This is a genomic window from Rubrimonas cliftonensis (assembly GCF_900107585.1).
GTDB lineage: Bacteria > Pseudomonadota > Alphaproteobacteria > Rhodobacterales > Rhodobacteraceae > Rubrimonas > Rubrimonas cliftonensis.
In genome coordinates this window covers 20,331-32,847 of sequence record NZ_FNQM01000027.1, presented here as the reverse complement: position 1 = coordinate 32,847, position 12,517 = coordinate 20,331, and the positions used below count along the sequence as shown (strand labels likewise).

General features: G+C 66.2%; 12 protein-coding genes. 6 read left to right on the top strand and 6 right to left on the bottom strand.

Translation table 11 applies throughout. The features are described from left to right. Positions 1–532: 532 nt before the first annotated feature. The 6 genes from BLW43_RS20275 (at position 533) to BLW43_RS20250 (ending at position 5,398) form a co-directional block, all read left to right on the top strand. Positions 533–1,186: a hydrolase gene (locus BLW43_RS20275; RefSeq protein ID WP_093256252.1), complete on the top strand. Its 654-nt coding sequence runs from the start codon at positions 533–535 to the stop codon at positions 1,184–1,186. A 234-nt stretch (positions 1,187–1,420) separates the two neighbouring features. After that, the gene (locus BLW43_RS20270; RefSeq protein ID WP_093256250.1) at positions 1,421–2,074 is read left to right on the top strand and encodes a LysE family translocator; all 654 of its coding nucleotides are present in this window, start codon (positions 1,421–1,423) and stop codon (positions 2,072–2,074) included. Between the two features lie 102 nt (positions 2,075–2,176). After that, positions 2,177–2,572 carry a RidA family protein gene (locus tag BLW43_RS20265; RefSeq protein ID WP_093256248.1) on the top strand — a complete coding sequence of 132 codons (396 nt, stop codon included), beginning with the start codon at positions 2,177–2,179 and terminating at the stop codon, positions 2,570–2,572. 185 nt (positions 2,573–2,757) lie between these two features. Further along, positions 2,758–3,603 (top strand): alpha/beta fold hydrolase, encoded by an 846-nt coding sequence (locus tag BLW43_RS20260; protein ID WP_245731149.1) that lies wholly within the window; start codon positions 2,758–2,760, stop codon positions 3,601–3,603. Further along, positions 3,600–4,562, top strand: coding sequence for a quinone oxidoreductase family protein (locus tag BLW43_RS20255; protein ID WP_093256244.1), 963 nt, complete (start codon positions 3,600–3,602; stop codon positions 4,560–4,562). The genes BLW43_RS20260 and BLW43_RS20255 overlap by 4 nt, the downstream gene beginning before the upstream one ends. 71 nt (positions 4,563–4,633) lie before the next feature. After that, the gene (locus tag BLW43_RS20250; RefSeq protein WP_217632257.1) at positions 4,634–5,398 is read left to right on the top strand and encodes an alpha/beta hydrolase; all 765 of its coding nucleotides are present in this window, start codon (positions 4,634–4,636) and stop codon (positions 5,396–5,398) included. 217 nt (positions 5,399–5,615) lie between these two features. Here BLW43_RS20250 and BLW43_RS20245 read toward each other — a convergent pair whose 3' ends face one another. The 6 genes from BLW43_RS20245 to BLW43_RS20220 all read right to left on the bottom strand — a co-directional run bounded on the left by BLW43_RS20245 (position 5,616) and on the right by BLW43_RS20220 (position 12,492). After that, positions 5,616–6,527 (bottom strand): AraC family transcriptional regulator, encoded by a 912-nt coding sequence (locus BLW43_RS20245; RefSeq protein ID WP_093256242.1) that lies wholly within the window; start codon positions 6,525–6,527, stop codon positions 5,616–5,618. Beyond that, positions 6,524–7,465 carry a helix-turn-helix domain-containing protein gene (locus tag BLW43_RS20240; RefSeq protein WP_093256240.1) on the bottom strand — a complete coding sequence of 314 codons (942 nt, stop codon included), beginning with the start codon at positions 7,463–7,465 and terminating at the stop codon, positions 6,524–6,526. Before BLW43_RS20240 ends, BLW43_RS20245 begins: the two co-directional genes overlap by 4 nt. Positions 7,466–7,867: 402 nt before the next feature. Beyond that, complete coding sequence (locus BLW43_RS20235) at positions 7,868–9,250, bottom strand: aldehyde dehydrogenase family protein (RefSeq protein WP_093256238.1); 1,383 nt, start codon at positions 9,248–9,250, stop codon at positions 7,868–7,870. Positions 9,251–9,273: 23 nt separating this feature from the next. Next, the gene (locus BLW43_RS20230; RefSeq protein ID WP_093256236.1) at positions 9,274–10,929 is read right to left on the bottom strand and encodes an acetolactate synthase large subunit; all 1,656 of its coding nucleotides are present in this window, start codon (positions 10,927–10,929) and stop codon (positions 9,274–9,276) included. Positions 10,930–11,096: 167 nt separating this feature from the next. Further along, on the bottom strand, positions 11,097–12,110 hold the full coding sequence (locus BLW43_RS20225; protein ID WP_093256235.1) for a zinc-binding alcohol dehydrogenase family protein: 1,014 nt from the start codon (positions 12,108–12,110) through the stop codon (positions 11,097–11,099). Between the two features lie 85 nt (positions 12,111–12,195). Continuing rightward, on the bottom strand, positions 12,196–12,492 hold the full coding sequence (locus BLW43_RS20220; protein WP_093256233.1) for an antibiotic biosynthesis monooxygenase family protein: 297 nt from the start codon (positions 12,490–12,492) through the stop codon (positions 12,196–12,198). Between the last annotated feature and the right edge of the window lie 25 nt (positions 12,493–12,517).

Genomic DNA, 12,517 nt, shown 5'->3' with positions numbered 1-12,517 from the left:
AGGCGGCGCGGATACTGCAGCCCTACCCCGCCGAACGAATGCGGATCGTGCGTGAGGGGCTCGACGCGAAAGCTGACGAGTGACGGCCCCTCCCGGTTCCGGCCGGTCGCGGTGATACCCGCGAAGCGCGGTAGTCGGACATTCGCAGGGCGGGCGTGTGCGGGATCGACCTCGTCGTCCGCCCCGTCTGGACGGCTACACGTTAACGGTTCCGGCCGGTCGAGGGGCGTTTGGCTGACTGCGGTAGACGGACGTTTGCGTGAGCGGCAGGAGCGGCCTGAACCGTTAGTCCGGATGGCCACTGCGCGGCGCGTGCGAGGTTGTGTGAAGTCCCGGCTGATCGGTGGCGTCCCGCTCTGCCGGACCAAGACAGCGGCAGCCTGCGTTCAGCAAGGCAAGCCCGCATACGGCTATGCCGACATCACAGCAAGATCGGCACGGTCGCGGCATGTTCCGCGCCGCGCCTCTCTCGCGTCTTCTTTAGCGTCGTCCACCTGAGCTTGGCTCTTCCCCGGATGCAAAGGGTGACGCAATGACGTTCCGCAACGGCCTCGACTCGCTTCTTCGCCCCGAAGATTCAGTCCTCGTCCTGATCGACCATCAGCCCTATCAGCTCGCGAACCTGAACAGCCATGACCCACACATGGTGGTGAACAACACGACCGCGCTGGCCAAGTGCGCCAAGGTGTTCGGCGTGCCCACGATCCTGACCAGCGTCGTCGCCGCACGGGGCGGCGTCATCTTTCCGCATGTCACCGAGGTGTTCCCCGGCCAGCAGGTGATCGACCGCACGACGATCAACACCTGGGAGGATCCGAAGGTCGTGGACGCGGTGAAGGCCACGGGCCGCAAGCAGCTTATCATGGCCGGGCTCTGGACCGAGATCTGCGTGGCGATGCCTGCGCTCCAGGCCGCCGGCGAAGGCTGGGACGTCACCGTGATCACCGACGCGTCCGGCGGCACGTCGGTGGAGGCCCATGAGGTCGCGATCCAGCGCATGATCGCGGGCGGCGTCAACATGATGACGTGGCTGGCCCTGGCGTCGGAATGGCAGCGCGACTGGGCCCGGGACGCGACGGCGACCGCCCTGAACGACGCCCTGAGGGACCATCTCAGCGGCAGCGCCATCGCCTATCTGTGGGAGCAGCAGCTGCTCAACACGCCGGCGCCGGGCATCGCCGCCTGATGCGAGCGGGGGTGGCGGGCGATCGAGCCCGAAAGCGGCGCGTGAAGCGAAGCGCGTCACCCCCCCAGCCTGGGACCGAGCGACGGGTCTCGCGTCATCGAGGGATGCGGTGACATCGGGACGACCGCCTCGTCACTGACCGAGGGTCTGCCTGCGTCGGAAATGGGCCGGAGGCGGGTAGGCGACGTTCGAGCCGACCGCGTCCTCGATCAATTCTTGCGCCGCAGGTGGACCATGGATGTTCCCGCCTACCTAACCTTCGTGATCGTGAGCGCGGCCCAATCGGCGACGCCCGGACCGTCCACGTTGTTCATCGTCAACAACGCCGTCGCCCACGGGTGGCGTCGTGCATTGGGCGCCCTGAGCGGTGATCTGGCCGCCATCGCGATGCTGGCCACACTCTCCGTGGTCGGACTGGGCGCTCTGCTTGAAACTTACCCCGCGGCCCTGCTCAGCCTCCGCCTCGCGGGCGCCGGCTACATCGTATGGCTCGGTTGGAGCTTTCTTCGCCCTGCCCGGCGGCGCGCCGGTTCGATCGCCGCCGAGACGCCGCTCCCGCAAAGCGGACTGCTGCTTTGGGTTCAGTCGTTCGGCGTGGGCATCAGCAATCCGAAGGCCGTCCTGTTCTTTGCGGCGCTGTTCCCGCAGTTCCTCCCCCCAAACAGCGGATCGGCCGTTCTCGCTCTTCTCGTCGGGACCTTCTTGGTCGTGAAGTTCGTCGTTCTCGGCGGCTACGCGCTCGGCGCCCGGCACGTCGTCCGACTGCTCGCCAAGCCGGACCATGCGAGGCGCGGAAGGATGCTGACCGGCATCCTGTTCATGCTTTTCGGCGTGGTGATGCTCTGGTCGGCGCTGAGCGCGACGTGGGGCTCGGGCGGCGGCTGGTGAGAACAGCCGCTAGAACAAACGTCCTGTCAAACTGCTCAGTGACAAGCATGTCGGCGGCTGAAAAGAAACTACGATCCTGCAACGAAGAGCGAGAATGAAAATATGAGCAGGCGCAATGCTGTATTTCCTGCCAACCGTCACGCCCTCTACGAGATGCACGGGTACTCCGCCGCCATTGCGTCGGGCGACCTGTTGTTCGTTTCGGGTCAGGTGGGGAGCCGCTCCGACGGCTCGCCGGAACCGGACTTCGGCAGGCAGGTCCGCCTGGCCTTTTCCAACCTCGAGGCGACGCTGGCTGCGGGCGGCTGCACGGTCAACGACATCGTTGACGTGACGACGTTCCACACTGATCCCGAAAACCAGTTCCCGACGATCATGGCCGAGAAGAGCCGGGTCTTTCCGGAACCGCCCTATCCGACCTGGACCGCGATCGGCGTCACCTGGCTCGCGGGGTTCGATTTCGAGATCAAGGTGATCGCCCGCATTCCTGATTGGTGATCCGAAAGCGGTCCCTGACCGCCGATCCGGCTCGTCCGAGACGAGGCCGGCGCAGCCCCGATCCACACGCGACGCTCAGGAGGCGCTCAAAGATGCGATCATACCTCAATCGAACGCGATACAAGTCTCGCCAGGTCGGCGAGGCGGACGTCTTCTATCGCGAGGCGGGACCGGCCGACGCGCCGGTGATCCTGCTGCTCCATGGGTTCCCCACGGCCAGCCACATGTTCCGCGACCTAATCCCGCTTCTGGCCGACCGCTATCGGCTCATTGCGCCCGACCTGCCCGGCTTCGGCCAGACCGGCGCCCCGCCACGCGGCGCCTTCGACTACAGTTTCGACCGGCTCGCCGATGTGATCGAAGGGTTCACCGAGGCGCTTTCGCTCGATCGGTACGCGCTTTACGTCTTCGATTATGGCGCGCCGGTGGGTCTGCGTCTGGCGATGCGTCGCCCCGAGCGGGTCTCTGCGATCATCAGCCAGAACGGCAACGCCTATGTCGAGGGCTTCAGCGACCAGTGGGGGCCGTGGGAGGCGTATTGGCGCGATGCGAGCGAGGCGAACCGCGAAGCCTGCCGACCGTCGCTCTCGCCCGACACGATCAGGAACTGGCAATACGGCACCGGCGCCGATCCGGAGCTTCTTTCCCCCGATGGCTACGAACTCGACATCGCCTACATGGCGCGGCCCGGCGCGGAGGATATCCAACTCGACCTGATCCGCGACTATCGCACCAATGTGGCGCTCTACCCGGAGTTCCAGTCCTATTTCCGCGCGCATCGTCCGCTGCTGCTGGCCGTCTGGGGACGCCACGATCCGGCGTTCATTCCCGCGGGCGCCGAGGCCTACCGGCGCGATCTGCCGGATGCAGAGGTGCATCTGCTGGATGCAGGACATTTCGCCCTGGAGACCCACGCCGACGAGATCGCGGCGCTGATCCGTGATTTCCTTGGCCGCGTTCTGTCGAAGACAGATCGAGCCGCCTCGCGCATTGACGCCGGCTCCCGATCCCGGAAGGAGAAAGCGTCGTGAAAGCGGCGGTTTACGATCATCACGGTCCGCCCGAGGTCTTGCGCTGTGCGGACGTGGCGGAGCCGAGGGTCGGCCCGGAGGACGTGCTGATCGAGGTGCGCGCGATTTCGGTCGAGGGGGGCGACCTGATCAATCGGCGAACGACGCCGCCTCCCGCGCCGGGTCACGTCGTGGGCTATGCCGCGTCCGGCCGGATCGTCGCCACAGGTCCGGCGGTGACGCACAGGGCCGTCGGCCAGCGCGTGACGAGCTTCGGTTTCGACGGGTCGCACGCGGCGCGTCGGGTCGTCCCGGCCCGTCAGACCTGGCTCGTGCCGGACGGCGTGCACTGGGCGGCGGCGGCGGCGCTTCCGATCTCCTTCGGAACGGCGCACCATTGCCTTTTCGCGCGCGGCGCCCTTCGCGCCGGCGAAACCGTATTCATCCAGGCGGCCGCGGGCGGCGTTGGCCTCGCGGCGATCCAGCTGGCGAAGCGGGCCGGCGCCACGGTCATCGCCTCGTCGAGCGGACCGGACAGGCTGCAACGGCTCGTGGCTCTCGGCGCGGACCTTGCGATCGACCGTAGGACGGAGGACGTCGCGGGCGCCGTGCTGGATCGCACCGAGGGCGAGGGCGTCGCCGTCGTCGTCGATCCGGTCGGCTCGACCCTGCAAGCGTCGCTGTCCGTTCTGGCGGACGGGGGAAGGCTGGTCTTCGTGGGCAATGCGGGAGGGGGTCGGCTCGAGGCGGATCTGTGGCCTGCGTTGCAGGCGAACCAGTCGCTTCTCGGGGTGTTCATGGGGTCCCGCTTCCTCGATCCCGCCGTCTTCGCCACGGTCGACGACATGCTGGCCGACGTCGCGGAGGGGACGCTGACGGTGGTCGTCGACCGCGCCTTCGCGCTCGCCGACGCGCCCGCCGCCCACCGCCATGCCGAGGAGTCCTCTCCCTTCGGACGGGTCGTCCTGGTTCCGGAGTGATCCGCCATGTCCGACGGTCAGATGAGGTCAAGGCTGTTTTCTCTCAAAGCGACATACGAAAGGCGCTGAAAATGACCAATCCGAAAACGCTTCTCCTGTCCGGGGCCATGGCTCTGGGGTCCTTGACCGCGCCGTCCGGCGCGGCGCTCGCCGATGTGCGGAACATCGTTCTGGTGCATGGCGCGAACGTCGACGGCAGCACTTGGCGAGACGTTTATGATCGCCTGACCGCAGAGGACTACATGGTCACGGTCGTGCAGATGCCGCTGACCTCGACAGAGGACGATATCGCCGCGGTCCAGCGGATCGTGGACGTTCAGGACGGACCGATGCTGCTGGTCGGGCATTCCTACGGCGGCGTGGTCATCAGCGCAGTCGGCGTGGACACTGACGTCAAGGGCTTGGTCTATGTCGCGGCGTTCCAACCCGATGTCGGAGAAAGCGGCGGGGACCTCTTGGCCTCCTCGCCGACCGAGTTCTCCTCCGACAAGCTCACGGTCTTCGAAGACGGCCACTACTTGATCCATGAAGACGCGTTTCTCTCGGTCGTCGGTAATGGCATGTCGAGTGAGGACGCCATCTTCGTGGCAAGGTCGCAGGCGGCCTCCAACATGGCGATCCTCGAATACCGGACCCGGTCGGCGGCTTGGACCGGCAAGCCGAGCTGGTCCGTCATCGCGACCCTCGACCGGACCGTCGCGCCCGACCTGCAACGCCAGATGTCGCTGCGCGCCGGTTCCACGATCGTGAATATCGACAATGGTCATATGCTGCCAATGACAAACCCTGACGAAGTGGCCGATGTGATACGACAGGCCGCCGGCGCGGTGGATTGATGGAGATTTGTCTCCCCGATCCGAAAGACCTGTCCCAGCGCTTTTTCTGAAGCGCTGGGAACGGCAGAATGACCGGCGCCTCGGGTCTCTTTGGCGATGCCCAGTCTCTCGAGCAGCCCGGGAACAGAAATCGTAAGGATCGCTCCAGGACGAGCCTCCTCGAACTGGCGCAGGCGCGAGCTCCCCATGAAGAGCCTTTGGAAACCGCCGGTGAACGTCACCATGTCGCGATGGAACGGACCGGATCGCGAACGGCCCGGCGGTAGTCGGATGGGCTCACGCGCATGTGCTTCAGGAAGACCCGCGCGAGGACCTGGTTTGACGAATACCCGACCTCCAGCGCGATCTGCGTGATTGAAAGATCCGTCTGTTCGAGCAGCTCGCAGGCTTTCTCGACCCTCAGTCGCGTCAGGTAGACGCGCGGCGGCACGCCCAGGCTCTGCTTGAACATGCGGGCGAAATGAAACGGCGACAGCCGCGCCTCGGCCGCCAGATCGTCGAGGCTGATGTCTTCCGAAAGCCGAGCCCTCATCAGTTCCAGGCAACGCCGCTCAGCCCAGAGGGCGAGGCCACCTTTCGTCGGGACGAACGGGGCCCCTCCCAACTGGCAGAGTTCGGCGAGGATCTCGCAGCCCGCGGCCCGCGCCAGCAGCCGCGACGGCGCTCCCTCTTCCTCACACAGCGTCCACAGGTTGCGGAGCGCCGACCGGATCGTCGGCGATTCGAACACTCTGCCATAGACGCAGGAAGTGTCGAACGAGAAGCCGCCGTCGGCAGCCTCTTCGAGCACGCCCTGCCACTGCGCCAAAGGAAACGCCAGGGTGCGAAGCTTATGTCTTTCGTCGTTGATCACCGTCGTCGCAAAGTTTGGCGCGGCGAGGGCAAGGACGCCTTTCCTGGTCGCCAGATCGAAGCGACCTCCTCCCAGGTCCGCCCTGACACGACTGCAGCCAAGCATGTCCTCCATCAGGACGATGTCCGGCAGGGCCGGGCGGGACATGTCCCCGGCTGGTCTCTGGACCTCGAGAAGGTCGAGAATGCCCCCGGGAGATTTCATCGCGCGCACGTAAGCCGCATGTCGTCCTTTGCGGTGCCACTGCGCGAATGACGAAGGAGCATGGGCGGTCATCGCCGTCGCCCCGGCGCCGAACGCGCGCGCAGCGCTACCAAAGGGCTGACCGGATCGCGCACGGCCCGACGATAGTCGGACGGGCTCACGCGCATGTGCTTGAGAAAAACGCGCGCAAGAACCTGGTTCGACGAATACCCGACCTCAAGCGCGATCTCGGTGATCGAAAGCTCCGTCTGTTCGAGAAGCTCGCACGCTTTCTCCACCCTCAGTCGCGTGAGGTAGACGCGCGGCGGCACGCCCAGGCTCTGCTTGAACATGCGGGCGAAATGGAACGGCGAGAGCCGCGCCTCGGACGCCAGATCATCGAGGCTGATGTCCTCCGAAAACCGTGCGTGCATCAATTCCAGACAGCGCCGCTCGGCCCACGCCGCGAAGCCGCCCTTTGACGGTGTGAACGGCGCTCCGCCGAATCGGCTCAGTTCGGCCAGGATTTCGCAGCCGACCGCCTGAGCCAGCAAGCGCGACGGAGCACCCTCGTCACCACACAGAGCCCAGAGCCTGTCGAGCGCCAATCGGATCGGAGGCGAGTCGAACATTCCGTCATAGACATCGGCAAGGTCGGAAGAAAACTGGCCATCGACGGCTTCATCGAGCACCGTCTGCCACTGCGCCAAAGGAAACGCCAGGGCGCGCAGCGGATGAGCGACGTCGACGTTGGACGCAAGGGCGAAGTTCGGCGCACAAAGATACATCGCTCCTTTCTTGCTGATCACGTCGAAACGCCCCGCTCCCAGATCGCCGGTGACATGACTGCCGCCGAGCATGTCCTGACACAGGACGAGATCCGGGAGGCCCGAGCGAGACATGCCTCCGGCCGGTCGCTCGAACTCGACCAGATCGAGGATCCTGCCTGCGGATCGCATCGTGTGGACCTGATAGCCGCACGAACCCTGGCGGTACCACCGAGCGGAGTCAGTATTGACAGGCACTGTCATTGCTGTGTCCCCCTTGACGTGGACATCTTCGCCGAGGTCTGCGTGGGCAGCCCGACGGGGTCATCGCTTGAGCGTGACCGCTCATCTCGCCGTTTCAAAGCCCCCACAATGCTTGCGGCATGATCAAGCGGGCACGCACTTCTTCGCCATGTCGGCGCCAGCCTCGACCGTCGCTGCGTCAGGTCGCCAACATAATAGCCATCGATCCGCACGCGCTCCAGTCGCCCGAAGGCAATCCCCGCAAGATCGGCACCCGCACAGCAACTCCAGCGCCGCAGTGTGAACAAGCGCCGAAGTGTGACCCCGTCTGGCCTCATGGCTCCAACGACTTCCGGTGCGGATCGGCGTCAGGACCCCTCGCCGATCCACAACCAGTCCTTTAGGCAGCAGCGATTGAGAGGATCAGCTTCGGCGCAGCAAGATCATCTTTTCCTGCGTCATGTCGCGCATGGTGTAGGGAATGCCGCCTACGCCGTACCCGGACTCCCTGCGGCCGGCGAAGGGCATCCAGTCGGCGCGAAAGGCGGTAGGATCGTTGAGCATCACGGCTGAAGCATCGAGTCGGTTGGCCGCGCGCATCGCCACATCGATGTCCTGCGCGAAGATGCTGGCTTGGAATGCCGTGGGCAGCGCATTTGCCTGATGGATGGCGTCATCGAGAGCGTGGTAGCGATAAACTGCGACGACGGGGCCAAACACCTCCAGCGTCGACACCTTCGCGTCGGCGGCGGGATCGAGCAGAACCGAAGGCGCCAGGGTCGTCTCCGAAAGGCGCTTGCCGCCGGTCACGAGCGTGGCGCCGCCTTCGACCGCCTCCTCTATCCATTCCTCGACCCGGTCCGCCTCGCGCGGCAGGATCAGCGGGCCGACCTCGGTATCGCGCAGGATAGGGTCGCCAGTGCGCAGGTCCCCCACTCGGGCGACAAGCTTCTGTGTGAACTCTTCGGCCATGGCGTCATGGACGAAGATGCGCTGCGTCGATACGCAGACCTGACCGGCGTGATAGTAGCCGCCCTTCACCAGCGGCTCGATCACCTTCCCGAGGTCGGCGCTGCGGTCGACGATCGCCGGCGCGGCGCCGCCATGCTCCAGCGCCGAGCGCGCGCCCGGGGCGAGCTTGGCGTGCAGTGACCAGCCGACCCGCGCCGAACCGATGAAGCTTAGGAACGCGACGCGGCCATCGGTCGCGAGCTTCTCGGCCAGCGCGTTGTCGGCCGTCACGAAGCTCTGGCACCACGGCTCGGGCAGGCCGGCTTCGCGAACCAGCGCCACGAAATCGAGGCAGGACAGCGGCGTCGCAGTCGCCGGCTTGACGATGACCGGGCAGCCGACCGCGATGGCGGGCGCGACCTGATGGACGATCAGGTTCAGCGGATGATTGAAGGCGGAGATCGCCGCGACCACGCCGATCGGCTCCCTCGTCGTGAAGGCCCAGCGGTCTTGCGTCGCCGCCGACAGGCCCATGGGAATTTCCCGACCGGCGAAATTGCGCAGCTCGTCAGCGGCGTTGTGGACGCCGTCGATGGCGCGACCGGTCTCGACGAGGGCGTCGGGCAGGGGCTTTCCGCCCTCGCGCGCGATCTGCATGGCGAGATGATCGCGCTTGCCCTCCATCAAGGCGGCCAGCCTGCGCAGGATCGCGATGCGCTCGTGGGGCTTCAGCCAGCCGTCGCGATCCCTGAAGACCTTGTCGGCCGCGTGCAGCTTGCGCTCAAGCGCGGCGGCGTCGTCGGTCTTGACCTCCGCGATCGCGGCGCGATCGAAGGCCTGGACGACCGCCAGCATCGACGGCGCTCCGCGACCCGCGCTCACGCGCATTCCACGTCGGGCGTGCGGTTGCGCAGCTCGTCGACAAGCACGCGCATGTTTTCGGAATAGTCGATCGGCACATCGACCAGATGAACCCCGCCGCCGGCGAAGGCGGCCTCGAGCGTGGGCGCGAGATCCTCGACCGCCGTGGCCCGTGAACCCTTCGCGCCGTAAGCTTCTGCGTAGCGCACGAAGTCGGGATTGCCGAAGCTCATGCCGAAATCGGGAAAGCGGTCGACAGCCTGCTTCCAGCGGATCATGCCGTAGGCGCTGTCGTTGAGGATGACGACGACGAGGTCGAGCCTCTGCCGCACCGCCGTTTCCATCTCCTGCGAATTCATCATGAAGCCGCCGTCGCCGCAGACCGCCATGACGCGGCGGCCGGGATGGAGCATCGCCGCCATCATGGCCGAAGGCAGGCCGGCTCCCATCGTAGCGAGCGCGTTGTCGAGCAGCAGCGTGTTGGCGACGTGGGTCCGGTAGTTGCGCGCGAACCAGATCTTGTACATGCCGTTGTCAAGGCAGACGACGCCGTCCTCCGGCATGACCTTGCGGACATCGTGGACGATCCGCTGCGGCGTTATCGGGAAACGGGCCTCGTCGGCGCGGTCGTTGATGCGTGCGAGGATCTTCTGGCGAAGGTCGAGCATGGCGTCGTCGGGCGTCAGACGGTTTTCGAGCCGCTCTGCCAACGCCTCGACGGCGGCCCCGATGTCGCCGATCACCTCGAGGTCGGGATGGTAGACCTGCTCGACGGTGGCCGACTGATAGCCGACATGGATGATCCGCGGCCCGCCGGCGCTTTTCATCAGGAAAGGCGGCTTCTCGATGGTGTCGTGGCCGATGGCGATGATCAGGTCGGCGCGCTCGATGGCCTCGTGGACGTAGTCGCCCTCCGAAAGCGCCGCGGTTCCGACATAGAGGTTGGAGCCGCCGGTCACCGCGCCCTTGCCCATCTGGGTGTTGAAGAACGGCAGTCGCGTGCGCCTGACGAAGCTCGAAAGCGCATCGACTAGCGCCGGGCGGTTACCCGCCGCGCCGATCATCACGAGAGGCCGCTTGGCTGCGAGGATGACCTCCATCGCGGCCTCGAGGGCCGCAGCGGAGGCGATGGGCTGATGCACTGGGTGGACCGGAATGACGGCGACGCTCTCCACCTCGGCGGCGGCGACGTCCTCGGGCAGCTCCAGATGAACCGGCCCGGGCCGCTCCTCCACCGCGACGCGAAAGGCGTCGCGCACCGTGGAGGGTATGGCGGCGGCGCTGACGATCTGGCGCGTCATCTTGGTCAGCGGCTTCATCGACGCGACGATGTCGACGATCTGGAACCGCGCCTGCTTGGCGCTCATGACCGGCTTCTGGCCGGTGATGAGGATCATCGGCATGGCCCCGAGATGGGCATAGGCCGCTCCGGTGGCGAAATTGAGCGCGCCGGGGCCCAGGGTCGCGAGGCATACGCCGGGCTTGCCCGTCAGCCGTCCATGCGTCGCCGCCATGAAGGCCGCGGCCTGCTCATGGCGGGTCAGGACGAGTTCTATGCCGGAGGTCCGCAGAGACTCCAGAAGATCGAGGTTCTCCTCCCCCGGAACGCCGAAGATGCGCTCCACGCCTTCGTTCTCCAGTGCGGCGACCAGCAGGTCGGATCCCTTCGGCATGGCGTGTCGTCTCCTGTTGATCGTCTCGACCGGGCGCTGCCGCAACGGCGCCCCTCGCTCTCAAGTTACGAAAGCCGCGACCGATCCGTTGTCGCATTCACGACATGCGATCCTCCCGGATCGAGCGTCTCTGCTCAATACGTCCGACACAGCGCGGCGCCACTGCGCTAGAAGCCCTCCAGGACGATCTTGCCCCGCGCCTTTCCGCTCTCAAGCAGCGCATGAACGCGCCTGAGATTTGCGGCGTCGATAGGCGACAGGCGTTCGGTCAGCGTTGTGCGCAGCTTGCCCGCGTCGACGAGCGCGCTCGCCTCGTTCAGGATGCGACCCTGTTCAGCCATGTCTGGCGTGCCGTAGATCGACCGCGTGAACATCAGCTCATGGTGGATCGAGACCGCCTTGCGCTTGAACGCCATGACGTCAAAGCCTGCCGGATCGTCGATCAGGCAGAATCGACCCTGCGGCGCGATCAGCTCCACGATCTCGGCTACATGGTCATCCGTATGGGTCGTCGAGAACACGAACGCAGGGGCGCCGATGCCGAGCGCCTCCACTTGGGCGGCCAGCGGCTTGGCGTGATCGAGGACGTGGTGCGCGCCGAGCGTCCTCGCCCACTCCTGCGTCTTTGGGCGCGAGGCCGTGGCGATGACGGTCAGCTCAGTGCGCTGGCGGGCGATCTGCACCGCGACCGAGCCGACGCCGCCCGCGCCGCCGACGATCAGGATGGCCGGGGCTGCCCCCGAAACCGGCCTGGTCACGTCGAGACGGTCGAAGAAGGCCTCCCATGCGGTCAAGGTCGTCAACGGCAGCGCGGCCGCTTCGGCCCAGTCCAGCGAGCCGGGCTTCCTGCCGACGATCCGCTCATCGACAAGGTGCAGCTCTGCGTTCGCGCCCTGCCGCATGATCGATCCGGCATAGAACACTGCGTCGCCGGGCCGGAACAGCGTCGCCTCCGGCCCGACAGCGCGCACGACGCCCGCGACGTCCCAGCCCAGCACCTTCCACTCGCCGTCCGCTGGCGGCGTACTGCGGCGAATCTTGAAGTCGACAGGGTTCACGGAGATCGCCTTCACCTCGACGAGCAGATCGCGGCCCGTGGGCGACGGCTCTGGAAGCGTGATGTCGACCAGCGCGTTCTCGTGGTCGATCGGCCCGGGCGTCCTGTATCCGACAGCTTTCATTCGACCGTGCCTCCCTTGGGCGGTTCGAGTTCGGCGGGTCTACGCGGCGCGAACGCCCCTTGATCGGATGCCGCTTCATCAATGGTCACGCCGCCACCCCCGGCGGTACGTGGATAACGACCGGCTCGGCGCTCAGGTGCGGCTCGAGCGCGGCCATGAATCGGGCGTGCGCCTCGCTCGGCTCGAAGCCGTTCACATGCGCGTCGAGGTCGCGCCACGCGACTTCGAGAAGATACGCGTCCGGATCGTCCACCGTCCGGACGAAACGGTGCCGAAGATGGCCGTCCGCCGAGGCGAGAAGAGGGCGGACCGCGTCGAAGGCGTTCTCGAAGCCGGGCCCCTGCCCAGGTCGGATGCGCAGTATCGCAAGCTCGATGACCATGCCGTGTCATCGGAAATGGGGGCGG

Bases quoted from the DNA above. Each gene is read 5' to 3' on its own strand.
- BLW43_RS20275 (WP_093256252.1), top strand. From the start codon at position 533: ATGACGTTCCGCAACGGCCTCGACTCGCTTCTTCGCCCCGAAGATTCA.
- BLW43_RS20265 (WP_093256248.1), top strand. From the start codon at position 2,177: ATGAGCAGGCGCAATGCTGTATTTCCTGCCAACCGTCACGCCCTCTAC.
- BLW43_RS20245 (WP_093256242.1), bottom strand. From the start codon at position 6,527: ATGACCGCCCATGCTCCTTCGTCATTCGCGCAGTGGCACCGCAAAGGA.
- BLW43_RS20240 (WP_093256240.1), bottom strand. From the start codon at position 7,465: ATGACAGTGCCTGTCAATACTGACTCCGCTCGGTGGTACCGCCAGGGT.
- BLW43_RS20230 (WP_093256236.1), bottom strand. From the start codon at position 10,929: ATGCCGAAGGGATCCGACCTGCTGGTCGCCGCACTGGAGAACGAAGGC.
- BLW43_RS20270 (WP_093256250.1), top strand. From the start codon at position 1,421: ATGGATGTTCCCGCCTACCTAACCTTCGTGATCGTGAGCGCGGCCCAA.
- BLW43_RS20235 (WP_093256238.1), bottom strand. From the start codon at position 9,250: ATGCTGGCGGTCGTCCAGGCCTTCGATCGCGCCGCGATCGCGGAGGTC.
- BLW43_RS20225 (WP_093256235.1), bottom strand. From the start codon at position 12,110: ATGAAAGCTGTCGGATACAGGACGCCCGGGCCGATCGACCACGAGAAC.
- BLW43_RS20250 (WP_217632257.1), top strand. From the start codon at position 4,634: ATGACCAATCCGAAAACGCTTCTCCTGTCCGGGGCCATGGCTCTGGGG.
- BLW43_RS20220 (WP_093256233.1), bottom strand. From the start codon at position 12,492: ATGGTCATCGAGCTTGCGATACTGCGCATCCGACCTGGGCAGGGGCCC.